We start from the raw sequence: 26988 nt of genomic DNA on the forward strand, positions 1-26988 counted from the left end.
TCTTTGTTTTTTAACCTAAACATTGGGCTTCTACTATGTTTTTGTACGTTTTATTAAAACTTTCGGAGGCTAGTGAAAAAAGGTAATCTTCCTCAGCACTGGCTGGACTACAATGTCTTAAACATTCTTGAATCGCAAAACCTCGATAACATCAAAAAAGTCAAGTTCTACATTGATTGTGGCGATGACGACTTCTTGTACAAAGGTAACGCTGCATTGCATGTTTTAATGCGCGATTTAAACATCAAACACGAATTTCGTATCAGAGAAGGCGCACATAACTGGACTTATTGGCGTTCCAATATTATCCATGGGCTAAAATTTGTTGGTGACACCTTCCATCGAAAATAATCAAGCATATACGTTTGTTTTTCACATAGATATAAAATATCTTTAAGTCCCATTAAGCTATAAGTCCCATTTATTAGCTTACACTTCTCAATGTTCATTTGGCATATATTTGAGTGAATAGTGAAGTAATAACCTTTTTACTACAAACCCATGAGTAAAGCAGCCTTTGCTTTTCTGTTGCTTTGCTCCAAAATCCTTGAAAATGAAAGCAATTATTAATCGAAGAGATTTCTTAAAAGCCGGAACGGTAACTGCTGTTGGTGCAGCTGTTCTTCCCCACGTTCTATCTGGTTGCACTAGGGGCCCGGCAAAAATTGGAGGCAACATGACTATTCACGATTATTTGGAACACTTCGGTGTTACCGAACAAATGATTCAGCAAATTATAGCTGAAGGCTTATCAAAAGGTGGCGATTACTGCGATGTGTATTTTCAGCACAGCATCGCCAACTATATTGGCTTAGAAGACAAGGCGGTTAACCGTGCTTATTCCGACATTAGTTTTGGCGTTGGTATTCGCGTGTTAAAAGGTGATCAAACAGGTTATTCCTTTAGTGAAGAGGTAAGCCTGCCTGCCATGAAATCGGCTGCCCGAACAGCTGCCAATATTGCCAATAGCAGTTCTAAAGTTGAGCCTGTGGCTTTTGAATCCCCAAAGTTACCAAGCTATTACATGATAAAGACACCTTGGGAAGAAATATCTATCAACAAAAAAATACCTTACCTGCAACAAGTAAATGAAAAGGTATTCGCATTGGATGGCAGAGTTATTAAATCCAATGTATGGTTCAATGATGAAACATCATACGTACTTTTTGCCAACTCCGAAGGTCGGATGACATGCGACTACCAGCCAATGGCACAGTTATCTGTTAGTGTTACCGCTGAGCAAAATGGCCAAAAAGAACAAAATTACTTTGATTACTCGGGCCGCCGTGGTATCGAATTCTTTACTCCTGATGCAATAAATACACTAGCTAATGAAGCAGTTAAACGAACTGTATCTCTCTTTGATGCTGTTAAACCAAAGGCTGGTGAATTACCCGTTGTGTTAGCTGCAGGTAGTTCGGGTATTCTTTTACATGAGGCTATTGGTCATGGTATGGAAGCCGATTTTAATCGTAAAGAAACTTCGATTTTTAGCGATAAGATTGGTAAAAAAGTAGCTAAAGATTTTGTGTCCATAGTAGATGACGGTACGAACCCAAACATTCGCGGTTCTATTAACGTGGATGACGAAGGTAACAATACAGAGAAAACATATCTGGTTGGTGAAGGCACCATGGAATCGTATCTGCACGATCGCATTAGTGCCAAGCATTATGGTGTAAAACCAACGGGTAATGGCCGTCGCGAATCATTCCAACACATGCCAATGCCGCGTATGCGTAACACCTACATGGAAAACGGACCGCATAAAAAAGACGAGATTATAGAATCAGTGAAATATGGAGTTTATGCCGAATCATTCTCCAATGGCCAGGTTATGATTGGTGCAGGCGATTTCACCTTCTACGTAAAATCGGGTTATCTCATCGAAGATGGTAAATTAACACGACCAATTAAAGACATCAACATCATTGGTAACGGTCCTAAAGTATTGGCCGATATTGAAATGGTGGCTGATGATTTAAAGATGGCCGAAGGAGGCTGGACCTGTGGCAAAAATGGGCAAGGTGTTCCGGTGTCGCAAGGATTACCAACTGTAAAAGTTTCGAAAATCACCGTTGGTGGTGTTAATGCTTAATCTGTCTAACCCGAAAAACGAACAACCATGAACAATAAAGAACGTCAAGAACTGGCCATGTGGGCCGTTGAGTTCGCCAAAAAGAAAGGTGCATCCGAAGTGGCTGCATCCATCAGTAATTCGCGCTCAGTAGAAATAGAAGTACGCGAACAAAAAATTGAAACCATAAAAGAATCAACTTCTAACGGATTAAATCTGAATATATACCGCGATCACAAATATTCAGGTCATTCAACTAATAACCTCAATAAGAAAGATCTGGAAAAATTCATTTCGGAGGCGGTTGAAGCAACTAAATTCTTAACAGCCGATGAGTTTCGTGAGCTACCAGATCCATCACTTTATCCTACCGATTTAAGTAAAGATTTAAAACTGGAGGATAAATCATATGCAAATGTTACACCAGAGCAACGTGTAAACATCTCAAAGGAAATTGAACAAGTAGCACGTTCAAAAAGCGATAAAATAATATCTGCAACAGGTGGTTTCAGCGATGACTATTCAGAAAGCGTATTAGTACATAGTAATGGCCTGGTGGCCGACCTCGCTTCAACTTCTTTTTGGGCAGGCGGATCAGTAACCATTAAAGATGGAGATGCGCGTCCGGAAGGTTGGCATTGGGGTGGCGATCGCTATTTCACAAAAATGCCATCGGCCCAGGAGTTGGGTGCTAAATCAGCCGAAAATGCGCTTCGAAAAGTAGGGCAAACAAAAATAGCATCTGGTAAATATGACATGCTAATCGAAAATCGTACCTCAGGTCGTTTATTATCCTTGTTTTTTGGTGCGATGAGAGCCCGTTCTATCCAGCAAAAGAGCTCATACCTGGATGGCATGATTGGAGAACAAATAGCTTCACCCCTTTTAACGATTATCGACGATCCATTTATTGAAGGAGGCTTTGCATCGCGCTTGTACGACGGACAGGGAATTGCAGCCCACAAACGAACCATGATTGAAAAAGGTGTACTTAAAGAATATTACATCGATAATTATTATGGCAAAAAACTAGGTATGAAACCTAATGGTGGCTCCAACTCTAATATCCTTTTTGATTATGGTTCAAGGGATTTTGATGGCATTGTTAAGGATGTTCAAAACGGTATTTTTGTCACCTCTTTTAATGGAGGTAATTCCAATTCAACCACTGGTGATTTCTCCTTTGGAGTATCTGGCTTCCTTGTTGAAGGCGGTAAAATTGTGAAAGCTGTTAACGAAATGAACATCTCGGGTAATTCGAAAGAATTCTGGAAGCAACTGGCCGAAGTAGGTAATGATCCTTACAAATATTCAAGCATTTTAAGTCCTACTTTATTATTCGAGGATATCGACTTTAGCGGATTATAACCATTATTTCATATTAGAACAGGCAGTCAGTAAACGATTGCCTGTTTTTTTTTTGCGCCATAGTTTATTTTCAGATATAAAGGTGTTTTTATATTTTTGTGCAAAATTTGAAATTATGGATCCCAATAGTGGCAAAAAGCACCTGATAAATAGATTAAGTCCGGAACAACTTCGTGAACGATTAGCAAATGAATCTTTTAAGCGAACAACTGTTTCGTTTTATCGATATGTGATAATTGACAATCCTTATGAGATGCGCGACATGCTGTTTTACATGTGGAATAAATGGCAGTGTTACGGTCGTATTTATCTGGCTAAAGAAGGAATAAATGCACAAATGAGTGTGCCCGATCATTATTGGCAGGATTTTCAAGAACACTTACACTCATTGCCCCAGTTTAAAAATGTACCGTTTAAAATTGCTGTTGAAGATAATGGACAATCGTTTTTAAAGTTACAAATTAAGGTTCGCCAGCAAATTGTAGCAGATGGCCTGACACCCGAAGAATATGATGTAACTAACGTTGGTAAACACCTGACAGCAAGAGAGTGGAATAATGCGATGGATGATGGCGCCATAGTAATAGATATGCGTAACCATTACGAAAGCGAGATCGGACGATTTGACAATGCCATATTACCCGATGCCGAAACCTTTAAAGAAGAATTGCCTGAGGTGGTTGATAAGTTAAAAGGTAAAGAAGAGCAAAAAATTCTATTGTACTGTACCGGCGGTGTACGCTGTGAAAAAACGAGTGCCTACCTCAAACATCATGGTTTTTCTGATGTGAATCAACTCTTAGGTGGAATTATTGACTATTCACGTCAGGTCGAAACTGAAAAGATTGAAAATAAATTTATAGGAAAGAACTTTGTATTTGACAATCGTTTAGGCGAGCGTATTAGTAACGATATTATCAGCCATTGTCACCAATGCGGTTCGCCTTGTGATGTTCATACTAATTGTGCCAATAAAAAATGCAACCTCTTGTTTATTCAGTGCGACAAGTGCAAAGCGCAATATGATAGGTGTTGTAGTGATGATTGCCAAAGCTTTATACTGGCTCCTCCTGCCGAAAGAAAAGAATTGGAGCAACGCCTGATCTTTAAAAGGGGAAAACGTTTTCATAAACCAGAACAATCGGCATAAATTAAATTTGTTTTGCACCCTAATTCATATTCATTAATTTGGACCTTTACTATTAAGATTAACATTATATGAAGATAATATCATGGAACGTGAATGGCGTCAGAGCCGTCTTGAAAAAAGATTTTACCGAATCGTTTAAGGAAATGGGGGCCGATATTTTATGCCTCCAGGAAACGAAAGCTCAAGATGACCAGGTTGTAGAAGCCTTAGCTGATTTTGGTGATTATCATATTTACGCCAATTCAGCTATTAAGAAAGGATACTCAGGAACAGCCATCATTAGCAAAGAAAAGCCCTTAAACGTGACCAAAGACATGGGCATTGAAGAACACGATCAAGAAGGTCGGGTGCTTTGTGCCGAATATGAGAACTACTTCTTAGTAACTGTTTATGTACCAAATTCAGGTAGTGCTTTAAAGCGTTTAGATTATCGTCAGGGCTGGGATAAGGATTTCTTTGATTACTTAAAGAAGCTGGAAGAAACAAAACCAGTGTTGGTTTGTGGCGACTTTAATGTGGCACATACAGCCATTGATCTGGCTCGACCAAAACCTAATTACAATAAATCAGCCGGTTATATGCAGGCAGAAATAGATGGAATGGACCGCTTTACTCAAGGTGGTTTTAAAGATACTTTCCGTCATTTCTATCCTGAGGTGACAGATAAGTACTCGTGGTGGAGTTACAGAGCCGGTGCACGTGGCAAAAATGTAGGCTGGAGAATCGACTACTTCTTATCAAGCGAAAGTTTTTTGCCTCAATTAAAAGATGCATTTATTTGCGATCAAATAATGGGTTCTGATCATTGCCCGGTTGGAGTTGAATTGTAAGCAACCAAAGGTGTCATCGCTTTTATAATCTAATCAAGCGATGATACCTACCTATTATTCAATTACTTTCCTCTAGTTAAAGCTTCGGTCAATTCGTTACAAACCGCCAACTTTCCATCAATAAGAGTGGTTGTTGTAACAATGCCTCTTAAACATAGCTTCTCATCAGGCAAGCGGTAAATATCCTGGTAAAACATGTATTTAATGCCTTTGTGCTCAGCTCGAGTGCGAACAATAAACTCATCATTGCTTTTCAAAGGTGCTTTATAAGACAAATCAATTCGCGCCACTACAGCAACAATATTACGTTCGAACAACTCTTTAAAGTTAACTCCAATTGCATCCAAAAATTCGTGTCGCGTATGCTCCAGGTAATTCTGATATACTGAATTATTGACGATTCCCTGCAGATCACATTCGTAATCGCGCACTTTAAACTTCAACTCGTAATCGTATTTTTGAGCCATAATTCTTCTTTTAGCTCACGAAAGTAGAAATAATACCAATCAGCATCAAAAAATAGCTTTGCCATTTACTAATATGAAAGGATACAATTCATGCATTCCTATTTAGGTAAAACCCATTAATACGAACTCATACAAATAAAAATGTTTTCACTAAAAATTATACATAAAACCAAAACTCACGCGAGAAGCATTTCTTGAATTATCATTAGCAAAAGGAACTCCATCAGCCACACCGTCGGTTTCTACACTTTTTGTACCATAATCAAACTCAACGCCTAGAGTGAAGTTTGGATAAGGATCCCACAGGACATTTACTAAAAAATAATCGTGCATTATTTGCGCATTACCATCACTAACGGTTATACTATTGCCAACATCATCAGTCGTTTCAAATTCAGTAACGTCGTTCATTCGAAAATTAGTAAAACCAATAACCCCATTAAAATGGACTTTCTTACTCAAATAATATTCATAGGACATCCAACCGCCGTGTGTGGGTGTCGTTTTAAAAGTATTGTTGCTCGGATAGGCATCAAATCCACTTCCTCCGTGCGATACGAGGTAGGCTGCAATCCCCATACCAGCAGCATATTGAAATTGAAAGTTAGAACGACCAAAAGCACCAATCATACCAGATACAGACGCGCCATATCCAACAGTTCTTTTTTCCTCCTGATCTTCGAGGTAATTAATGCCCCTTACGATGGTTGACAAGCGAACATGCCCCCATTTATCCCAATAAGAAAGTGCCGCTACAGCTTCCGGCAGATTTTGATATGTTTCCTGAATTGTTGGCGTAACATTTAAGTATTCATCATAATTGACAATGGGCGCTTGTAAGGCCAACTCATACTTCCAATGTTCATTTCTTAAATTATTAAAATATTTAACGAATGGAAGACGCGCCCATACACCAGAAGGCGGCCCGTCAAAATCAAGCACATTGGGCCATACATTTTGATTTCCGAAATTTTCCCAATCCTGACCAAATTGCCAATGATTTGTTTTCACATACGCTTTACGCAATCTCATTTGACCATTTCCTCCCCAGAAATCCCATTCGACATGAGCTCTGATTTTACCAAGCTCAGGATGGATATAAGCAGCATCTAAACGGATTTGCGTTTGGTGTAAATCAACCCCAAGATTTTGCCGGTCATCATCGCCATTTACATCAACATTTCCAAGGTTGAATGTGTCATAATCTTGTAATCCACCTTTTATATTATAATAGCCATTCATCTTCATATTGGCTCCAAACCAGGCTGCGATTCTTGGTTCACCCATCAATGAATCTTTTGAAGTTACTTTTAAAAGTCGTTCCTGACCAATCATATAGAACGGACTACAAACAAGAAATATTAAAGAGATTTTTCGTAGCATGAATTCAATCATTACTGTTAATAACTAATATGTCATATTGTAGGTCATCAATTTAACACATTAATAAACATATAGCAATTAGTTTCAGCGACGTAGGTGCATTTTAATCGCAAGAGCTCAAGACTCTACACATTCAGGTACAATGCTTAACAAGCAAACAGCAACGATATAAAGCTTAATTGAGCTGGCTAAACAGAAAGCATGCGCTTAACCACTTCGATCTTAACAAAAAAAGGTGGCTCGAAAGCCACCTTGCATCAATCATCCAGAAAATTCTAAAACCTTTAGTCTTTATGATTAATGTGTGATAATTTCCTCGCACGTTTGTGAGCTCCATTACCACGGACAGATTATTTGGGTTAAGTGATTGGGGTACGATTTCTTTGTTACGGCTTTTATAAAAAAGAACAATAGAAAATATTTGGATCGCATTACAACTACTAACAAATGAGCCGTTTACCCAATGTATAAAAAAAAGGCTGCCCATAGAGCAACCTTCCTTCATCAATTCAATCTAAATCTATCTAATTGTCTTTCTCTTCTTCCTTGAACTTAAATAACTTATACATTTTTTCAAAGATCTCGGTATTATCATAAATCCCGATAAATTCTTCAGCACCGGCTCCAAAGGCAAAAACAGGTACCATAACTGCACTATGGTTTCCTGTGGTAAAGCCAGTTTTCACAAAGCCTTTTTTAGGATCTCCATTATTTACAGTCATACCTCCAGTTTCATGATCTGCAGTAACAATAACCAATGTACGTTTATCTTGCATGGCAAACTTAAGTGCTTCAGCCAATGCTTTATCCATATCCAGCACCTCTCCTGTAACATATGATGCATCATTCTGATGTCCGCCCCAGTCTATTTGGCTTCCTTCAACCATCAGAAAGAAGCCTTTGCTGTCGGCGTTATCTAAAACCTCAATGGCCTTTGCAGTTGATTTTGTCAACATCTCTCCTCGGTCTCTATAACCGGGGTTATGTGCCACAGCTGTTAAAACAGCTAATTTACCACTTGTCACTCCACTAACGTCATCAACATTATATCCAACGTGGTAACCTTTTTCGCTTAATTCAAGAACGAGATTACGACCATCAACACGTTTCGTGAAGAAATCGGCACCTCCTCCAATAAATACGTCAATTTCTGTTTCCAGAAAGTCACCAGCAATGTCTTCGTACATACTTCGCTGTGGTTGATGCGCAATAAATGATGCAGGTGTTGCGTGTGTTATGGCTGATGTTGACACCAAACCTGTTGCTTTACCATTACGTTCGGAGTATTCTAATATTGTAGTCAGTCTATTACCATTTACATCTAATCCAATGGCACCATTATAAGTTCTTGTTCCTGTCGATATTGCTGTTCCTCCTGCCCCTGAGTCAGTAACATAATTATCGGCACTTTGCGTTTTTATAAAACCAACATAAGGCATCTGCTCCATGTTTAGGCCGTCATTCACAGTAATCCCTGAGAATACTTGAGAAACGCCCATACCATCACCAATAAAAAGGATAATATTTTTAGGTCTTTTCTTGAATCGGATTGCATCGTAATCAATATCCAGAACTTCATGTTTCTGCTCAATAGTGTACTCATGTTTCGTATGAATATCTTTATAATCTTCCTGAGCATATACCTGACTGCTAACTAGTAAGGACAGGATTAAAATTAAGGTAGTTGCATTTTTCATGGGCGATTTTTTTTTGTAATTCGCTAAAGAAGCACTTTTCAATAAGAAAAACAACGCCACTGCTGGTTTGTTTAGATAAAAAAAACCAAATTCATCATTTAAAGAATAATTAACCAAAATGGATAAAACGAAAATCTTATTTGTTTGCCTTGGTAATATATGCCGAAGCCCAAGTGCTGAAGCGGCAATGAAAGCACTTGTCAAATCTAAAGGAATAGATGAACTGTTTGAAATTGATTCGGCAGGCATAACCGGATATCATGCCGGAGAACCTGCTGATCAGCGTATGCAGAGGCATGCTTTAAATCGGCATATTAGCTTAACCAGTATTAGCCGGCAAGTTAAAAGCCCCAGGGATTTTGAATATTTCGACTACATTATTGGCATGGACGATCAAAACATGGATGACTTGTTTCAACTCTGTCCGAATGATAGCAGTGCTAAAAAATTATCTAAGATGACCGAGTATTGTACACATCACAGCAATACCTCAGTTCCTGATCCTTATTATGGAGGAGCTGCCGGTTTCGAACTGGTATTAGATATTTTGGAAGATGCCTGTGCAGGACTATTAAACACGATTCATCAGAATGAATAATCAAATTATCAAAGAAATAGAAGAATCGTTGCAATGCACCGTTACTAAACAGAAAACTATTGGTGGCGGCTGCATTGCACAAACCTCTGAAATTACGACTGACGATAATCGCTCCTATTTTTTAAAACAAGGGTTTAAAGGTCCAATGTTTAAAAAAGAAGCCAATGGTCTTATTGAGATAAAAAAAGCCAAAGCCATTGAAGTACCAGAAGTGGTATTAGTTAGCGATAATTATTTACTTCTGGAACATATCATGAGCGGCCACAGGCATACTCATTTCTTTCAATCATTTGGAGAAGCCTTTGCCAACCTGCACCGACATACAAACACATCTTTCGGCTTTTATGAAGACAACTTTATTGGCAGCACTCCACAAATAAACACCTTGAGTGATAACTGGATTGATTTTTACTTTGCTCACCGATTATTATATCAATACAAACTAGCAGAAAATAATGGTTACACTGATAAGGAGTTTCAGAAAGCATTTGCATTAATTGAAAAAGGCATTCATAAAATACTGAATGGCAGTGAAGAGCTACCTTGTTTATTGCACGGCGACCTATGGGGCGGAAATTACCTGGCAAATAAACGTGGTGATGCTGTACTTATTGATCCTGCAGTGTATTATGGTCATCGCGAAGCTGATTTAGCAATGACAAAACTATTTGGTGGTTTCCATACCGACTTTTATAACAGCTACATAAATTCTTATCCACTTCAAGAAGGATATGAAGACCGCGAGAATATTTACTTACTATACCATGTACTAAATCACCTGAACTTATTTGGCTCTTCGTATAAATCACATGCTGTTCAATTGATGAATAGTTACAAATAAAGGTGCTCGTCACTTTCAAACAAACACCTTTTTCCATCAATTACATATGCGATAAAAATTAACTACATTTTTCAGAAATAAGGTGGATATGTTCCTTGCAAAGTCTACTTCTGATAATTCGCTTAATCCGATCGCTGTAATACATCTGCCACGCTGAGTTTATCACTGTACCAATATTCATTAATTCCTTTCTGAATTCGTCATATGGACGATTAGTGCGCAGTGCTTTCACTAAAACTACACTATCTGTTCTCTCCTGCTCCAGTGCAAAATCCATCATGATGTTATAAATTTCTCTTGAGGTCAGTGGTTCTACCTTAAAAAAATTCTTCGGATTAGCCTCAATTTCATTGTATAGCAACTCGTAATCATCATTCTCAAAATCCATAAAATCCATGTAACCTTCCATTTCAGGAATCGCTATCACCTTACTATTTTTACGCTGGATATAGACATCAAGTTTGTCATTCTGGAGCTTAATTATACGCTCTATAAGTTCGGATGTGTTCTTCATGACAGCAACATTTACAGGTTATCTTCTGCGAATAAATTTAAAATATTCTTTTTAGAAATGCATGATCTTAATTCCTTTTCTATGTTAAAATAAATATGCGGTCCTTGGTACTTAATTTGCTTTTTCAATTACGCTCACTATTCTTACGTCTTTCAAATTGTTATCTAACGCAGAAAAGAAAGTATTTGAAAACGCTTAAACATACCTCTTCTTCGGCATTTTTTATACTTTTAGTTTTTTTTATAAACCATTGCTATGAATAAATCTATCAGAAAGAGTGTTTTAATAAGTATTGTTGTAGCACTCGCCATAATTGTGGTAATAAAATATTACCAACGTTACATTACCAACCTTGTTGAAGTTGAATTACTGAGTGATACGGGGATAAGCGATGGTCCTTATTTTATGCTTGACAATGAACAGGTCAATGTGAAATGGATTAGCAATGGTTCATTGATAAGTCAAAACATTGAATTAAGCGATTACATCAACATTGGTAGCAAGTTAAACTATGAATTTAAAGTGGAGCAATTACTTGCCTTAACACAAAAGCAATCTGCCAACTTCTCTGATGTTGAGAACATGGTTGTATTAAGTGATATTCATGGTCAATATGATTTATTTATCGACTTGCTTAAGGCCAATAATATTATTGATGTGCATGGCGATTGGAACTATAACAAAGGCCATCTGGTTATCATTGGCGATGCTTTTGACCGAGGCGATAAAGTCACCGAGACCTTATGGCACATACTTAAATTAAGTGATCAGGCTAGCCAGGAAGGTGGCAAAGTACATTACCTACTGGGTAACCACGACATTATGGTATTGAATGCTGATTTACGATATATCAACGAAAAATACAATGTTGTTGAAGATAAAACCGGCTTGAGCTATGACCAGTTATTTGGCAAGCAATCGTTAATGGGCCAATGGCTAAGGGCCTGCCCGGTGGTGCTTCGGATCAACGACATTGTGTTTAACCATGCTGGCTTATCAATGACCATGGTTGATAAGCACTTAAGCATAGAAGCCATCAACCATACTTTTGCCACTAACATTATTGACAACAACAGGGACAGTATCCGTGCAAGTGAGCAATTATCTTTGCTTGCCCGTTCAAATGGACCTATCTGGTATCGTGGTTATTTTAAAGACACCACCTTGACTAACGAAAGTATTGATTCCATACTTCATCATTTTAAAGCCAAGCACATTGTAGTAGGCCATACTTCAATGGAACGCGTTGAAGTATTATTTGACAATCGCATATTGGCAGCAGACACTTCTATTAAAAAAGGCGAAAGTGGCGAACTGCTTTTTATCGAAGATGGTAAATTCTATCGGGCAGGATTAGATGGTGAAAAGAAATTGTTGTGGTAGAGTATTGTTAATAACCACGCGACACCTTCAATTATCAGTGTTAACTACAATATTGGAAGTGCTGTTTTAAAAACCACGCGACGGGAGTCGTGCGGCTGCATAGGGGGCTATTCATTCTCGTTCAAACACTCAATAATGTAGCTTTTTTACTCGTTTATGTACAATTTTCATAAAATCATCTCCCTTTTTTATAAAACGTTCTGGCTTTTACCCAGAACATTCTCCGATTTTTGGAGGTAACTCTATGAAAAAGTGAGATGTTTCTTCGTATTTGGCAGACGATTCTTTGATTTTTGTAGAAGTTTCTGCCCAAAAGCTAGAAGCTTCTCTGAATTTCTTAGACGATTGAGTAAAAAAAAAACAACGACGAGTTAATCATATAGTAGTTGAACCTACTCCAATGGAGCATATTAAAGTATTGTTTGATAAACGCCTATTGGCTGCCGACGCTTATATTAAAAGAGGTAAAGACGGTGAGATTTTGATATGCACGCGATAAGAGTGCGCGTCAGCATGTGTTAACTAACCACGCGACGGGAGTCGCGCGGCAGCGAGGGATTTTCTTCCTTTGTGTTCTTTGCGAGAAATATTAATATTCTTAGCCACCCTCATCACTAAGGTAAGCTTTCTAATCTACCATTTCCGTTTGTAGCTCCGCCTCTTCGTGCAATCTAAATAATTCTTTAGGAATCGTAAAGCACACCTTTGTTCCTATCCCTTTTTGAGAATCAACCCATATGCTACCATTATGGCGTTCTACAAATTCTTTACAGAGAATAAGCCCAAGGCCTGTGCCCTTTTTCGAAACTTCTGAACCGATATAATAGGTTTCCTTTTTCTCGAAAATATGCTTCGTTTCTTCGGCTGTCATCCCCAAACCTTCATCACTAACAACGAAATGTACATCAGCATTGCGCATGGTTGCTTGAACAGTTATAAGCCCCTTGTCGGGCGAATGCTTAATGGCGTTGGAAACTAAATTGCGCAATATGGTTCTGAACATATTGATATCAACCCTTATACTCAGGTTTGTTTCTATATCAATATCGAATTCAATATTCTTATTATTAATCGATTGATCCAACAGATCGATACTCCTTTTAACCACCGGGTAAATTGGAGTCGTTTGTGGCTTAAAAGAAATATCTCCACGCTGCGAATTGGCCCAGGTTAACAGGTTCTCCAGCAAATAGTAGGCACTTGATGATGATTCACGCGCAGCATTAAGCAGGTTAACAACATCGTTGGGTTCTAATTCTGGTAATTCTAAATACAGTTCAACCAACTCTTTTAAACCACCTACGGGGCCGCGCAGGTCATGACCTATAACTGATAAAATCCGGTCTTTTGATTTGTTCGATAACTCAAGACGCTTATTAACCGAAATGATTTCGCCTTGTTTCACTTTAAGTTGTTCATCGGCACGCAGTAATTTCATCCACTGGCGCTTCATATAATAGCCATTTATTAAAAGCACAATGATAAATACAATGATAAACCCAATGACTACCTGCAGGTTTTTCACTTCAGCCTGTTGAAGTTCATCTTTTTGCTGTAACAAGCTAATTTCTTTATCGCGCCGTTCTATTTCCAGGCTTTCCTCAAGGCCCAAAAGCTTTTTGGAGAAAACAGCATTACTAACCGAATCTTTCTTAGAGGCATATGAATGAAAAGTCTTTAGGGCTTTTTCTTTATTACCGTTTAGAATGTGGTAGTCGGTAACATTAAACTTAAAGGCCAACTGTTGTTCAGTGGGTACATTTATTTGAGCATTCAAATCATTTAAAATCGTATAGTAGCGATTTGCATCTTGTAATTGTTTGTTCTTTAAACTTATTCGAAACAGGTTCTGATAGCTACCAAACATCCCTAATGAATCTTTTTCCTGAACCTTTATAGCTAGGGATTTATTCAGGTATTTTTTAGCGTTATTCCAATCTTTCTGAAAATAGTAGATTACTCCTAAATTATTATAAAGTGGCTTTAGTCGCTTCGTATTTCCACTCTCTTTAATGCTTTCCTCTAGCATGTTGTAGTAGCGTAGCGCTTCATCAATTTTAATCTGCTCATTATAGAAATTGGCAACATTGAGATACACCATTTCTTTAATATTCAAATCATCAGAATGCTCGCCCATCTCTAGCACTTCCTGATAATACTTTTCAGCCATTTTATAATTATCAGTCTTAGAGTAGAAGTTAGCCACTCGTGCTAAAGCGTATACTTCGCCAATAGCATAACCTGTATTTTTAAAACAGGTAGCTGCCTCATTAAAGGCGCTGTGCAACCGGTCAACATCCTGCTCGTTAGTGGCTCTTATTCCCATGTAAAACAAAGCTTCTCCAAGTCCTCGTTCACACCCTTGTGTTCTTAGATTGTATTCAGATACATTTAATAATGAATCAACTAAAACAGAATGCTTGATGTATTTTTTACAATACTGAATATAGAAAGCCGACTGTTGAACCGAACTTAACGAAGACGTTTGTAATTGAACATGATTAAAAACATCACGGTAATCTTTGTTATTACTATGCTGAGTTAAAAATTCAATTGACTCACTTTTAGCCGTTAAATACACATCAGACAAAGAATCTTGCTCAGTTGCCGTTAATGAAAAAACATTAAAGATGGAAAGTAATAAGAGGAGATATTTGAAACGCATACAAGCAATAATTAGTTATAATTTCAACTGGCTAGTATTGAAATCAAATTAGCGTTCTCAAAATACTAAATATTTTAATAATAACAGAATTGTTATTGAGCAGGTGCCACTTGCAAGTCACTCACTGATTTTGTTTTAATACCCTTGGCAGGAATGCTGAAACATACTTTTGTACCAACACCTTTTTCGGATTCAATCCAAATGCTACCACCATGACGTTCAACAAACTCCTTACAGAGTATTAAACCTAAGCCAGTACCTTTGGCGGTCATTTCGGATCCAATAAAATAAGTTTCCTTCTTTTTGAAGATGCTTTGTGTTTCTTCAGCCGTCATGCCATGCCCCTGATCGCTAACACAGAAATGCAAGCTGGCATTATTCTTTTCAGTAGAAATGGTAATCAAGCCATTTTCTGGCGAATACTTTAAAGCATTGGAAACGAGGTTACGAATAATGGTTCGCAGCATATTCATATCTACCTGAACAACCAAAGTTTTTGGAATATCGTATTCAAATTTTACATGACGCGTATTAATGGATTTATCCAGAAGTTGAACCGTTTGTTTGATAAGCGGCAGCAGTGGTGTGGCTACCGGATTAAAAACGATTTCGCCACGCTGTGAGTTAGCCCAGCTTAATAAGTTTTCGAGTAAATGGTAGGTGCTGGTTGAAGCTTCGCGAGCCGATTTTAATAAATTATCGATGTCATCAGGTTCGTATTCGGGTAGCTCCATGTAGAGTTCAATCAGCTCTTTTAATCCACCAACCGGGCCACGCAGGTCGTGACCAATAACCGATAGTATGCGCTCCTTGGCCAGGTTTGAAACACGCAACTGTTCGTTCATACCGGTTATATCTTCTTTTTGGCGTAATAATCGGCGGCGCGACTGCACCAACTCTTTACGCTGACGATTGATCAAGTACCCAACTATGAGCAGCAACACCAGAAAACAGGAAATCACTACTATTAGAATATTTTTAGTTTTTAATCGGGCTTGGTTTAAGGCGTCTTCTTTTTGAAGCTGAGCAATTTGATTGTCTTTTTCAAGGGTTTTGTACTTTTTATCAAGTTCTAGTAACTCATTTCTTATATTGGCATTTCGTATTTGGGCACTCAGATTAACATAGTAATCTAAAAACCATAATGCAGAATCACTTTTATTTAAGTGTGTGTACAATTCTACCAAATTGTACGAGCTCGATAATGCAATATTGTTATTTTCATTCTTGATAGCATATTTGTATGATTTCATTATATACTTTAAAGCCTTTTCATACTCGTTCATTTCAATATGCAACTGCCCAATGTTATTATATGCTTTTGCAATACCTAAAGTATCTTTACTTTTTTTTCTTATTTCTAAAGATTGATGATAATAAGATTTCGCTATTGAAAATCTTCCTGCTGTTTTTTGAATGGACCCAATGTTCATTAATACTCTTGCAGAATCGTTAGCATTAAACTTTAATTCATTTAAAACGAAATAATATAAGTCCAATGCTTTTTTATGTTTTTTTTGGAGTTGATAACAAGATGCTAATGTTATAGAAGTAGTCTTTTTTAAACGGTTACTTTTTGTCTTCTGGGCAAAAGTATAAGCTTTGTTTAAGTATTCTTCAGCCAAAATGTAGTTCTTGATATCCAAATTTGAAACACCAATTTTGTAATTGATTCTGGATAATTCATAAAAGTCACCAAGATTCTCATAAGCCTTAATTGATTGCAAAAAGCTGGAAATTGAATTTGTGTAATCTCCTAAATACCTATGAAGGTTTCCCTTATGTTCAAAATAGTATGCCTCAATGCAATTATGAGAAGTGTGAATAAAGGTTGAGGTTGGTAGTATACTTAATCCACCTTTATACTCTTTTGACCTGTATAGGTTTATACTTTGACAAAACTCTACTAGTGAGGCATTCACCGACAATTCATTATTAACTAGGGAGGAGGTTAATTGTTTAATTTCAATGTCATTGAGAGATAATAATATTTTGCAAACTTCGTCAATTTGTTCTTTTAGTTCTACAGAGGTTAAAGTAATTAAACACTCTTCGATTTTATCATTTATATCTATCTCAATCTCATCCTTTCCATGTGCAAATTGTGTAATAATGATGAAAAACAAAAGAAAGTACCTGAAGCAACATAAATTCATTACTCCATCTAACTTTCTTTTATTTTTCTTATTAATCATTAAATGTCTCCTTCGTAGTCAATGATTGTTCCCTCTTCCTCATCATCTACTGATTCCCCTTCTGAAGAACGAGTCATTGCACCAGCAATCTTAACTTTCACATTCACGCCACGTTCTAATAAACCAACATCTTTGCGTTCAATGGTAAAATCCACATCAAAGTATTCAAACTCTTCTGAGGTGCCATTGTAAGTTATTGTTAATGGTCGGTAGTAAACATTATCAGCTACTTCGCCTTCGCCGCTCTTTGTTACTGTACTGTCTGCGGGTAGATAAGATACAGTTCGTACTACAAACTTCTCAATCTTCCCGTTTTTGTCCTTTACGGTTTCCATATTTACATATGGTACTAACTTCTTCATATTGATTCAGGTTAAAAATTCAAAAATGCAATGTATGAAAAATTATGGTGAAATAGTTTTAGCTTCGAATTTTTCCACATGAAATTCCAACGCATCCACCCTTGTTATAAAGCTTTTTATAAAATACTATTAACTTCGCGGCTACAAACGATATTGAACAACACGCTCACCCAACTGTTTTTGAAACTGATATGGAATTTAACAACATACTATTCGCCTTTGGCTTAACACTTTTTGCCGGACTAAGTACAGGAATTGGTAGTGCCATGGCCTTTTTTGCCAAACGCACCAACACACGATTTTTAGCTTTGTCCTTAGGTTTTTCGGCTGGTGTGATGATTTATGTGTCGTTTGTTGAAATTTTTATGAAAGCCAAAGATACCATGGTAGAAGCCTATGGCGAGATGCCCGGCACCTGGTATACGTTATTGGCCTTTTTTGGCGGTGTATTGTTTATCGCTCTTATCGATAAATTTATTCCAAGTGCCGAAAACCCTCACGAATTACACTCGGTGGAAGAAATGGGCAAGCAACCTAAAGCGAAAGATAAAAAGCTAATGCGCATGGGCATGTTTACCGCCTTAGCCATTGGTATCCACAACTTCCCTGAGGGACTGGCCACTTTTACTGCGGCTTTGCAAGATCCTAACCTTGGTATTGCAATTGCTGTGGCTATTGCTATTCACAACATCCCTGAGGGCATTGCCGTGTCAGTACCTATTTATTACGCCACCGGCAGCCGACGCAAGGCTTTTCGCTTAAGTTTCTTATCCGGACTGTCGGAACCCATTGGTGCCTTAATAGGCTACCTGATTTTAATGCCATTTATGACCCCGCTTACCTTCGGAATTATCTTTGCTGGCGTAGCAGGTATTATGGTATTCATCAGCCTTGATGAGCTATTACCATCGGCCCGTGAGTATGGCGAACACCATTTATCGATATATGGCTTATTTGCTGGTATGGCGGTAATGGCGGTAAGTTTACTGTTGTTTTTATAATTAGTTTGATGCTTATTAATATTGTCCCAATACTTTATATTGATTGGGCTATTCACCCAAACCCAACTTACTTTTTTAGCTTGAACTAAAAAACTAAGGAAAAAAGTTCAAGGCTCCACCCACTGCACTCAAAAAACTACATTTGATAGACTAAATTGATTTAACTCGCCTTTTTACGTACCTCCAAAAGACTCAAACAGAAATCAATTTTTAAGCGTCCATTCAAACTTGTTTTTTTAGTTCATTGACTGAGGTCGGCTCACAACAAGCCGTTCAGAGCATTGAATAAAAACTTATAGGGCGCTTTTAATTTGGTTCCAATTTATGTTCTCTGCATTCATTTTTATTTGTGTTGCTCATAATTCAAAAACCTGAAACTCAGCTCTCACATCATAAATCTCCATTCTACTTCTGCTAACTACCATATAATCGGTAATCTGATTCTTATCATCTCATAAACTTTTCATTGTATTGCGTGTTCTTAATGGAGCAACTAAAAATTAGTAAATAAGCAATACAAAATATGAAGTACATTTTAAACCTCTTAGTCTTAACCATTCTAAGTTCCACAACCCTGACAGCACAAAAATCGGATGCCAACATATTTGGTGATGTACAAGCCGAAGGCGAACACTTACCCTTCGTTAGTGTCTACTTAAAAGATACCCAACATGGCACAATGACCGACTTATCGGGTCACTACATGTTAACCAACCTACCCGAAGGTGAGCATACATTAGTAGCCAGCCTGATGGGTTATAAACCTGTTGAGAAGAAAGTAATTATTAAAAAAGGTGAATCGCAGGAAGTTAATTTTGTGATGGAAGAACAGGTGATGTCGCTCGATGATATTGTGATTACAGGTACCAAAACCTTTAAACGCAAAACCGAATCGGCAGTGGTGGTGAATGTGCTGGAAGGCAAAAAACTGGAAATGCTACAAGCCGGAACATTATCCGAAGGCCTTGCTTTTCAACCCGGCTTGCGTATGGAAACGGATTGCCAGACGTGTAACTACACACAATTACGTATGAACGGATTGGGTGGTGCTTATTCACAGATATTGATTAATAGCCGCCCGGTGTTTAGTCCGCTTACCGGCTTATACGGCCTGGAGCAGATACCAACCAATATGATTGAACGTATTGAAGTAGTACGTGGTGGTGGTTCAGCACTGTATGGAGCAGGAGCAATCGGAGGCACAGTAAACGTGATTACCAAAGTACCTGAGTCGAGCTCATTCTCAGCCTCAACCACACAATCGGTCATCAATGGCGATGCCAGCGATAGCCAGGTATTTGCCAATGCTGGTATCTTATCTGACAGAAAAAATGCCGGATTAACATTATTTGCCACCAACCGCAAACGCGAATCGTACGATCATAACGGCGATGGTTTTAGTGAATTACCTAAGCTAAAAAACAACTCTTTTGGCTTTACCTCATTCCTTCTGCCTGCGCCTAATCATAAGCTTGAAGCAAGTTTCTCGAGCATGTACGAATACCGACGCGGTGGCGACCGTGAAGATTTACCGGCCTACCTGGCCGAACAAACCGAAGATCGTACTCACAATGTACTGATGGGAGGTTTGGACTACGGCTTCTCCTTTAACGATAACCAATCGTCATTGGATGTTTATGTGGCCGGACAACGTACCGATCGCGACCATTACACAGGGATTTTACCAGAAAAAGGAACCTCCGAATATCAGGAACATCTCGAAAATCCTCCTTATGGATTAACCGAGAACGAAACCTATATGGGAGGTGTGCAGATGAACCACATGCTACCCGATTTTTTTGGTGGTAAAAATAACATGACCTTCGGAACAGAATACAATTACGACATGGTGCTGGACGAGATTCAAGCGTATGATTACCTTCTTGACCAAACCACTCGTAACTTTGGTGCTTATGTGCAAAGTGACTGGGAGATTACTAAAAAATGGAACTTACTAACAGGTGTAAGAAGCGATAAGCACAACATGGTAGATAACCTGATTTTCAGCCCGCGTGTATCGCTTTTATACAAGCAAAACGGCATGCAGCTACGTGGAAGCTGGTCAACCGGATTCAGAGCACCACAGGCATTTGATTCTGACATGCACATCGCTTTTGCAGGTGGTGGTATCCAGCGCGTTGTTCTGGCCGATGATTTGGAAGAAGAACGCTCGCAAAGCTGGAGCGCATCGCTTAACTACGACAAGCCAACTGAAAAGTATATTTGGGGTGTTACAGTTGAAGGTTTCTACACCACCTTGTATGATGCCTTTATATTGGAAGAAAATGGCACCGACCCCAATGGCAATGTCATACTGGAGAAGCGAAATGGCAGTAACTCAACTGTAAAAGGAATTACAATGGAAGCTCGTGCCAATTACAACAAGCTTTGGCAGTTAGAAGCAGGTTATACCATACAGTCGAGCCAGTTTGATGAAGCCGTAAAGTGGTCGGAAAGCATTGAAGGAACGAAAGAATACCTGCGCACGCCAGACCATTATGGCTATTATACGCTGACCTATAATCCTGTTTGGGGAATAAAAGCCGCTTTATCGGGTGTATACACAGGCTCTATGCTCGTCCCTCATTTTGGTGCAGGCCCGGGCGATACCACCGGCAATCCAATTAACGATGAGTTGGTAAAATCAGACCCGTTTATGGAAACCAACATCAAAATAAGCTATGCGCTTGACTGGCGCTATGTAGGAGTTGGCCTGGAGTTCTTCGGCGGTGTGCAAAATGTGTTTAATGCCTATCAGGATGATTTTGACATTGGCAAAAACCGCGACAGCAACTATGTATACGGTCCTGCTCGCCCCCGCACCATTTATTTGGGTATTAAGCTGATGAATCTGTAAACAGGAAACAGAAAGTATATTAGGGAATCGCATCTGATTTGCTTTTTTACAGCAAGTGATGCGATTCTTTTTTTTGCCGCTGACGGCAGGACGACTTCCAAACATTTGGAAATGATGCTGCCGACGGCAGGAAGGTTTCCAAATAATCGGAAATGCTCTCGCAAAGAGCAGGAAGGTTTCCGCACATTTGGAAATGTTCTCGCTAAGGGCAGGAGGGTTTCCGAACGTTCGGAAGTGCTCCCGCCATGAGCAGGAAGATTTCCGCATGGTCGGAAATGCTCCCGCTCACAGCAGCAAAACCTTCATCTTATTCTAAAACTTCAACACACTGCCTCAATAACTACCAACTATTGTTTATTTTTACTTCCCACAAAACACTTGAACATGCTTAAAAAAGAACGCTACAATAAGGTCATTGATTACTTTCAGGAACACATGCCCGTGGCCGAAACCGAATTACATTATGGCAATCCATACGAATTACTGGTTGCCGTAATCCTATCGGCCCAATGTACCGATAAGCGTGTCAACCTGTTAACACCAGCCATTTTTGAGCGTTATCCTAAACCCGAGGATATGGCACTGGCTACGCCTGAAGAGATTTTTGAATTAATTCGTTCTTGCTCCTATCCTAACAATAAAAGCAAGCACCTGGTGGGCATGGCACAAATGCTAATTGAAGATTTTAAAGGCATAGTGCCCGATGATATTAAGGAACTGCAGAAATTACCGGGTGTAGGCCGTAAAACGGCCAATGTGATAGCATCGGTAGTTTATGAGAAACCTGCTATGGCGGTTGACACCCATGTATTTCGTGTAGCTGCACGCATAGGCCTCACCACTAATTCAAAAACGCCCTTAGATACCGAAAAGCAACTGGTTAAATACTTTCCCGAAGCACTATTGCCCATTGCCCACCACTGGCTGATATTGCATGGCAGATACGTGTGCATTGCCCGCAAGCCTAAATGTAGCCGATGCGGGTTGAAAGATTTCTGTAAGTTTTATGAGAAGGAAGTTTATCGGGTGAAATAATAAATTTCACCGCTATCCCCCAACGCCCTTGGCACTTCCCTAGGGGAATATTTGATTGACAGCCTGACATTAAACGCCATGCCAATCAATGCTCCGCTTGGGAAAGTGTTTGCAGCTCTGTAGACGTAACATTATCTGTTTCGCACTCTACTCATCGCCTACAGCACCCAAGGTGAATGCATATACAACATAACCATCTCCCCACTTCGTGGTGCTCCTCCTTTTTTACAAGGAGGAGAGTGACTCAATCTCGTCCCCTCCTGAATTTTAGAGCCTGTTCCGATTACTAGCGGAAAGGGGTGCCGACAGGCGGGATGGTACACTATTTCGTTAACTCACCACCCGAAGCATCTCCTTTCTGAAAGATGGTTGGGGTAACACCAAACAAGCTTTTAAAGCTCTTCGAGAAGTACTTAGGATCGTTAAAACCAACCTGATAAGTAACCTCCGACACATTTAGCTCACCTTGCTTGAGTAACTTAGCAGCTTGCTTTAGGCGAATGGTGCGTATAAACTCACTGGTACTTTGCCCTGTTAATTCGCGCAGTTTCATATGCAGAAGCGTGCGGCTTACATTCATTTTCTTCACCAGTTCTGATACATTAAACGCTGCATCCGACATGTTTTCTTCCACTGTTTGAATAGCTCTGTTAACAAACTGCTGATCGGTTGATGTGGTAGCTATCTCTTCCACAAAATCCCATTGCTCTTTAAAGCGTGATTTTAAAAGCTGACGGTTTGATAATAAATTCTGAATTTGGGTTACCAGCAATTGCTTATCAAATGGCTTCACCACATAAGCATCGGCACCTGATTCTAATCCCTCGCGCTTAGAATCAACATTATCTAAAGCCGTTAGCATAATAATAGGGATATGGCTGGTAATAACGTTAGTTCGCAACTTATCACAAAAAGTAAATCCATCCATTTCGGGCATCATCACATCCGATATAATAATATCCGGCAACGAAGAAGAAGCTTTCTCAAGCCCTTCAACACCATTGGCTGCTTCATCGACTCGGTAATGCACCTGTAGTATTTGTGATAAATGGTTACGTAAATCCATTTGATCTTCTACAATCAATACTTTAGGTTTATCACCCGACTCGGTTAATATCTCTTGCGAAATCTGTGTATCTACATCGTTAGACGATACGTTTTGTTCGGTCGATTGCTCCTCTATTATTTCATCAGCATTAAAATGCTTTTTATTGCCGCTAAAATCAACATGAAAGATGGCACCGTTTGGCGCATTATCTTCAATTCTGATTTGCCCTTTGTGCATCTCAACCAACTCTTTGACTAATGACAAGCCAACGCCTGTGCCTGCTCCACCAATCGATTGGTTATGCTCAGACTGGAAAAAACGTTCAAATATTTTCTCTTTATCTTCATCGGGAACTCCCGAACCAGTATCGCTGACTTGCAGCTGTAACTGCTTATCTTTTTTAACAATCAATTCAATTTTAATGTGACCATCGGCAGGTGTGTACTTAAAGGCATTGCTTAATAAATTGAAAATAATGGTTTCCAATTTCTCTGAGTCAAACCAAACCAACAGAGGTTTAGAATCGATGTGGCAGTCAAAGTGAATCTGTTTTTGGTCGGCAATACCCTGAAACGATTCTGCAATTCGCTTTATAAAGCTATTGATATTGCGCTCGCGTATGCTCAAGTGCATATTCCCTTGCGTTACTTTTCTAAAGTCCATTAGCTGATTAATCAACCGAAGCAAGCGGTCAGTATTATTTTTCATCAGTTCCAGTTGACTTTTTGAGGCGGTTGATAAAGTACTATCATAGTCGAGCATTTCCTGCAATGGCCCGGCAATAAGGGTTAATGGCGTTCTGAACTCATGCGATATATTCGTAAAAAAGCGGATTTTCATTTGATGTAACAAAGCTTCTTTATCGCGAGCCACTTTTTCTCTGTTTAGGTGTTCACGCTCTTTCACACGGGTCACTATTATCTTTTGCGCTGATATAAACCCACCTAGCAATAATATAAAATAGCCAACATAAGCATACCAGGTTTTGTAAAACGGTGGTTTAATAACAATTTTAAGAGTTGCCTCATGCTCGCTCCATTCGCCATCACTATTTGTTGCCTTTAACCTGAAAATGTATGTGTTAGGTGATAAATTTGAGTATATAACCGAGCGATGGCTGGCATTGGTATTATTCCATTCACTTTCAAGTCCTTCAAGCTTATACATGTAATTATTTTTCTCCTGCTCGACATACGAGAGAGAAGCAAACTCAATTTGAATGACATTTTCATTATGCCTTAATTTAATTTCATCAGTAAGCGATATCGCTTTATCGATAACGATGCGATTATTAATTTCCACATTGGGTTTCAGCTCTTTCCCAGACAAACTAATTCGGCGTAATACCGGCTTGGCATCATAAGGATTACGATGCACACTATCAGGGTAGAAAGCAACAATCCCTTCATGTGTTGGCATTGCTAACAAGCCATTATCCATTTTAACCATATTGCCAGGTGAAAAGTAATTGGCCGAGAAGCCACCTGACATAAAATATGGTGTTATTACTCCTGTTTCTGTATTAAAGCTGGCCAGTCCCTGCAGCGTACCCAACCACATATTCTTTTCATCTGCCTTATATATTTGGCTTACTGCCGACGATGGTAAACCATCTTTCTCTTTATAAACGGTATTAGTACCCTTTTGGGGGTTTATTAAATGTAAACCTTTGGCTGTTCCAACCCAAAGCTGTCCGTTTGGTGCTCCCTTAATGGTTAGCACCTGACGATCGGCCAATGAAATTGGATTTGAATCTTCATAATAATGATATAAGAGTTGACCACCTTTAATATCGCCATCAATCGAAAAACAATACAGACCTTCAAATTCAGTACCTAACCATATTTTATCATTATCGAGGTAATAACAAGTAAAAATCTCATCAACAGGAAATAGCGACGAACCATCTGACTTTGTTGATACAAAGCGTTGGCTTTTGTTATTAAGGATATTGATACCATTATTAGTAATTACCCACAAGTGCTTATTTCGCTTAAATATGTGCTTTATTTCGTTACCACTAATTTTATGCTTTGATGGTTTGTACATTGTATATTGTTTAAAACCAACCAAGCTTCCGTTTTTATGTGTGAAGTGAAGCAATCCGTTATCGCGTGTACCGACCCATAGTTGGTCATCGCCTTCTTTATAAACGGTTGTTACATCTTGTTTGTAAAGATTAGGTGTTCGGGTTGAATCTGCTTGAATGGCCTTAAACAAGCCTGTTCCATCAATGACCTTAGTCAGTTCGAACAGTCCACTTTGGCTGCTTACCAAGAGTCCGCCATCACCATTATTAGCAACTCGATTGATTCGATTGGCATCTGTATAGTTGGGCAGAGTAATTTTTAAATGCATAAAATTATCCCGCTCTTTGAATACCTTTATGACACCTCCTCCGAGTGTTCCGGCCCAAAGATTCCCTTGTTTATCGGGATAAATTACTTTCACCTTATTCTTAAACAGACTTTTTAGGGTATTCTCACTTTCCTTGAAGCGAATAAATTTATACGTTGAAGGGTTGGGAGTCCTAACCAATTGATTTAATCCCCCATCATAGGTACCTGCCCATAAATTATTATCATCATCTTCGCAGAGTGCATAAACATTGTCATGACTAATGGTGCTCGAGTCATTAGCAACATGCACATAGGTTATAAAAGAATCACTTTCTCTGTTGTATAAATTTAGCCCATGCGCCCAGGTACCAAACCATAATTGGCCTTGGTAATCTTCATAAATAGCCATAATGGCACGGCTACTTATAGCACCTGGTTTTTCATCAGCATCGTAGTTTACAAAGCTGTGCTTTCCCTTGTCAAGACGACTTAAGCCACCTTCGGTTGTACCAGCCCACAAACTCCCGTTTTTATCTTCTAAAACAGAATATACATGCGGATATATTAGACTTTGCTTGTCGGCTGGATCGTGCTGATAATGGGTAATGTTGAGTATTGGTGATGCATTATCACCTCCTACCTTAATGTGATTGAGGCCGTTTTTTGTACCAACCCATAAGTGATCGTCGATTGAATGCGCAAAGCAAAAGATCTCATCAGAGGTTAATTCAAACTGACTATCATTAATATCAATAAATAATTCTGACTTTAAATCAAAAATACTAATTCCTCCGCCATCTGTTCCAATCCACAATCTGCCGTAGTTATCTTCATATAAAGCTCGCACAATATTAGCAGAAAGAGAATGGGGTATATTCGCATCATGACGAAATACATCTATCGAATATCCATCGTAACGATGCAAACCTTCTTCTGATCCAAACCACATAAATCCGTATGTATCTTGCAGGATGCAATGTATGTTATTGTCGGCTAAACCATCCTTGGTTGTTATGTTTTGGGTCGAGTAATGTTGTTCTTGCGCAGATAGAACAGCAGTACTTATATAAAGAGCAATAATGATTAAATAAGCATGTGGTTTTCTCAACATTGAAATCAACTTTTAAAGTAATAATTAAACGTTGCGAAATTGCTTTCACAAATGAGTCAAACAAAAA

Annotated in this window: 19 protein-coding genes; 11 read left to right on the plus strand and 8 right to left on the minus strand. The window is 38.8% G+C overall.

All coding sequences use genetic code 11. From position 1 onward, the window contains the following. Positions 1-72: 72 nt before the first annotated feature. The 5 genes from JIV24_RS16470 to JIV24_RS16490 all read left to right on the plus strand — a co-directional run bounded on the left by JIV24_RS16470 (position 73) and on the right by JIV24_RS16490 (position 5425). Entirely contained in the window at positions 73-351 is a 279-nt protein-coding gene (locus JIV24_RS16470; RefSeq protein ID WP_200466164.1) for a hypothetical protein, read from the plus strand. Positions 352-553: 202 nt separating this feature from the next. Continuing rightward, positions 554-2098 (plus strand): metallopeptidase TldD-related protein, encoded by a 1545-nt coding sequence (locus JIV24_RS16475; protein ID WP_200466165.1) that lies wholly within the window; start codon positions 554-556, stop codon positions 2096-2098. A 27-nt stretch (positions 2099-2125) separates the two neighbouring features. After that, positions 2126-3445, plus strand: a complete 1320-nt coding sequence (locus JIV24_RS16480) for a TldD/PmbA family protein (protein ID WP_200466166.1) — start codon at positions 2126-2128, stop codon at positions 3443-3445. A gap of 115 nt (positions 3446-3560) precedes the next feature. Continuing rightward, entirely contained in the window at positions 3561-4595 is a 1035-nt protein-coding gene (trhO, locus tag JIV24_RS16485; protein WP_200466167.1) for an oxygen-dependent tRNA uridine(34) hydroxylase TrhO, read from the plus strand. Between the two features lie 68 nt (positions 4596-4663). Beyond that, positions 4664-5425, plus strand: a complete 762-nt coding sequence (locus JIV24_RS16490; protein ID WP_200466168.1) for an exodeoxyribonuclease III — start codon at positions 4664-4666, stop codon at positions 5423-5425. A 62-nt stretch (positions 5426-5487) separates the two neighbouring features. On the opposite strand, the gene JIV24_RS16495 is transcribed toward JIV24_RS16490, so the two are convergent. The 3 genes from JIV24_RS16495 to JIV24_RS16505 all read right to left on the minus strand — a co-directional run bounded on the left by JIV24_RS16495 (position 5488) and on the right by JIV24_RS16505 (position 8972). Beyond that, complete coding sequence (locus tag JIV24_RS16495; RefSeq protein WP_200466169.1) at positions 5488-5892, minus strand: acyl-CoA thioesterase; 405 nt, start codon at positions 5890-5892, stop codon at positions 5488-5490. Between the two features lie 150 nt (positions 5893-6042). Then, complete coding sequence (locus JIV24_RS16500) at positions 6043-7275, minus strand: hypothetical protein (protein WP_200466170.1); 1233 nt, start codon at positions 7273-7275, stop codon at positions 6043-6045. Between the two features lie 524 nt (positions 7276-7799). Continuing rightward, positions 7800-8972 (minus strand): alkaline phosphatase, encoded by a 1173-nt coding sequence (locus tag JIV24_RS16505; RefSeq protein WP_200466171.1) that lies wholly within the window; start codon positions 8970-8972, stop codon positions 7800-7802. Positions 8973-9090: 118 nt separating this feature from the next. Between JIV24_RS16505 and JIV24_RS16510 the strand changes: the two genes are divergently transcribed. Both JIV24_RS16510 and JIV24_RS16515 read left to right on the plus strand, forming a co-directional pair. Continuing rightward, positions 9091-9570, plus strand: coding sequence for a low molecular weight protein-tyrosine-phosphatase (locus tag JIV24_RS16510; RefSeq protein WP_200466172.1), 480 nt, complete (start codon positions 9091-9093; stop codon positions 9568-9570). After that, on the plus strand, positions 9563-10411 hold the full coding sequence (locus tag JIV24_RS16515; RefSeq protein WP_200466173.1) for a fructosamine kinase family protein: 849 nt from the start codon (positions 9563-9565) through the stop codon (positions 10409-10411). Before JIV24_RS16510 ends, JIV24_RS16515 begins: the two co-directional genes overlap by 8 nt. Positions 10412-10469: 58 nt before the next feature. On the opposite strand, the gene JIV24_RS16520 is transcribed toward JIV24_RS16515, so the two are convergent. Further along, positions 10470-10925, minus strand: a complete 456-nt coding sequence (locus JIV24_RS16520; RefSeq protein ID WP_200466174.1) for a UPF0158 family protein — start codon at positions 10923-10925, stop codon at positions 10470-10472. A 255-nt stretch (positions 10926-11180) separates the two neighbouring features. Here JIV24_RS16520 and JIV24_RS16525 point away from each other — a divergent pair, with 255 nt between their 5' ends. Further along, positions 11181-12308 (plus strand): metallophosphoesterase, encoded by a 1128-nt coding sequence (locus JIV24_RS16525; RefSeq protein WP_200466175.1) that lies wholly within the window; start codon positions 11181-11183, stop codon positions 12306-12308. 628 nt (positions 12309-12936) lie between these two features. On the opposite strand, the gene JIV24_RS16530 is transcribed toward JIV24_RS16525, so the two are convergent. From JIV24_RS16530 to JIV24_RS16540, 3 genes are all read right to left on the minus strand, one after another. Next, the gene (locus JIV24_RS16530; RefSeq protein ID WP_200466176.1) at positions 12937-14973 is read right to left on the minus strand and encodes a tetratricopeptide repeat-containing sensor histidine kinase; all 2037 of its coding nucleotides are present in this window, start codon (positions 14971-14973) and stop codon (positions 12937-12939) included. Between the two features lie 92 nt (positions 14974-15065). After that, the gene (locus JIV24_RS16535) at positions 15066-17168 is read right to left on the minus strand and encodes a tetratricopeptide repeat-containing sensor histidine kinase (protein WP_200466177.1); all 2103 of its coding nucleotides are present in this window, start codon (positions 17166-17168) and stop codon (positions 15066-15068) included. After that, positions 17168-17530 (minus strand): hypothetical protein, encoded by a 363-nt coding sequence (locus JIV24_RS16540; RefSeq protein ID WP_200466178.1) that lies wholly within the window; start codon positions 17528-17530, stop codon positions 17168-17170. Before JIV24_RS16540 ends, JIV24_RS16535 begins: the two co-directional genes overlap by 1 nt. Positions 17531-17721: 191 nt before the next feature. On the opposite strand from JIV24_RS16540, the gene zupT reads away from it, so the two are divergent. From zupT to nth, 3 genes are all read left to right on the plus strand, one after another. Beyond that, positions 17722-18531: a zinc transporter ZupT gene (zupT, locus tag JIV24_RS16545; protein ID WP_200466179.1), complete on the plus strand. Its 810-nt coding sequence runs from the start codon at positions 17722-17724 to the stop codon at positions 18529-18531. 523 nt (positions 18532-19054) lie between these two features. Then, positions 19055-21388 carry a TonB-dependent receptor gene (locus JIV24_RS16550; RefSeq protein ID WP_200466180.1) on the plus strand — a complete coding sequence of 778 codons (2334 nt, stop codon included), beginning with the start codon at positions 19055-19057 and terminating at the stop codon, positions 21386-21388. Positions 21389-21772: 384 nt separating this feature from the next. Further along, positions 21773-22423 carry an endonuclease III gene (gene nth, locus JIV24_RS16555; protein ID WP_200466181.1) on the plus strand — a complete coding sequence of 217 codons (651 nt, stop codon included), beginning with the start codon at positions 21773-21775 and terminating at the stop codon, positions 22421-22423. A 322-nt stretch (positions 22424-22745) separates the two neighbouring features. On the opposite strand, the gene JIV24_RS16560 is transcribed toward nth, so the two are convergent. Next, positions 22746-26921: a hybrid sensor histidine kinase/response regulator transcription factor gene (locus JIV24_RS16560; protein ID WP_200466182.1), complete on the minus strand. Its 4176-nt coding sequence runs from the start codon at positions 26919-26921 to the stop codon at positions 22746-22748. Positions 26922-26988 lie beyond the last annotated feature (67 nt).

The organism is Carboxylicivirga marina (assembly GCF_016612505.1).
Lineage (GTDB): Bacteria > Bacteroidota > Bacteroidia > Bacteroidales > Marinilabiliaceae > Carboxylicivirga > Carboxylicivirga marina.

Excerpts from the sequence above, each read along its gene's own strand:
- JIV24_RS16475 (WP_200466165.1), top strand. The coding sequence starts at position 554 with ATGAAAGCAATTATTAATCGAAGAGATTTCTTAAAAGCCGGAACGGTA.
- JIV24_RS16480 (WP_200466166.1), top strand. The coding sequence starts at position 2,126 with ATGAACAATAAAGAACGTCAAGAACTGGCCATGTGGGCCGTTGAGTTC.
- trhO (WP_200466167.1), top strand. The coding sequence starts at position 3,561 with ATGGATCCCAATAGTGGCAAAAAGCACCTGATAAATAGATTAAGTCCG.
- JIV24_RS16490 (WP_200466168.1), top strand. The coding sequence starts at position 4,664 with ATGAAGATAATATCATGGAACGTGAATGGCGTCAGAGCCGTCTTGAAA.
- JIV24_RS16495 (WP_200466169.1), bottom strand. The coding sequence starts at position 5,892 with ATGGCTCAAAAATACGATTACGAGTTGAAGTTTAAAGTGCGCGATTAC.
- JIV24_RS16500 (WP_200466170.1), bottom strand. The coding sequence starts at position 7,275 with ATGCTACGAAAAATCTCTTTAATATTTCTTGTTTGTAGTCCGTTCTAT.
- JIV24_RS16505 (WP_200466171.1), bottom strand. The coding sequence starts at position 8,972 with ATGAAAAATGCAACTACCTTAATTTTAATCCTGTCCTTACTAGTTAGC.
- JIV24_RS16510 (WP_200466172.1), top strand. The coding sequence starts at position 9,091 with ATGGATAAAACGAAAATCTTATTTGTTTGCCTTGGTAATATATGCCGA.
- JIV24_RS16515 (WP_200466173.1), top strand. The coding sequence starts at position 9,563 with ATGAATAATCAAATTATCAAAGAAATAGAAGAATCGTTGCAATGCACC.
- JIV24_RS16520 (WP_200466174.1), bottom strand. The coding sequence starts at position 10,925 with ATGAAGAACACATCCGAACTTATAGAGCGTATAATTAAGCTCCAGAAT.
- JIV24_RS16525 (WP_200466175.1), top strand. The coding sequence starts at position 11,181 with ATGAATAAATCTATCAGAAAGAGTGTTTTAATAAGTATTGTTGTAGCA.
- JIV24_RS16530 (WP_200466176.1), bottom strand. The coding sequence starts at position 14,973 with ATGCGTTTCAAATATCTCCTCTTATTACTTTCCATCTTTAATGTTTTT.
- JIV24_RS16535 (WP_200466177.1), bottom strand. The coding sequence starts at position 17,168 with ATGATTAATAAGAAAAATAAAAGAAAGTTAGATGGAGTAATGAATTTA.
- JIV24_RS16540 (WP_200466178.1), bottom strand. The coding sequence starts at position 17,530 with ATGAAGAAGTTAGTACCATATGTAAATATGGAAACCGTAAAGGACAAA.
- zupT (WP_200466179.1), top strand. The coding sequence starts at position 17,722 with ATGGAATTTAACAACATACTATTCGCCTTTGGCTTAACACTTTTTGCC.
- JIV24_RS16550 (WP_200466180.1), top strand. The coding sequence starts at position 19,055 with ATGAAGTACATTTTAAACCTCTTAGTCTTAACCATTCTAAGTTCCACA.
- nth (WP_200466181.1), top strand. The coding sequence starts at position 21,773 with ATGCTTAAAAAAGAACGCTACAATAAGGTCATTGATTACTTTCAGGAA.
- JIV24_RS16560 (WP_200466182.1), bottom strand. The coding sequence starts at position 26,921 with ATGTTGAGAAAACCACATGCTTATTTAATCATTATTGCTCTTTATATA.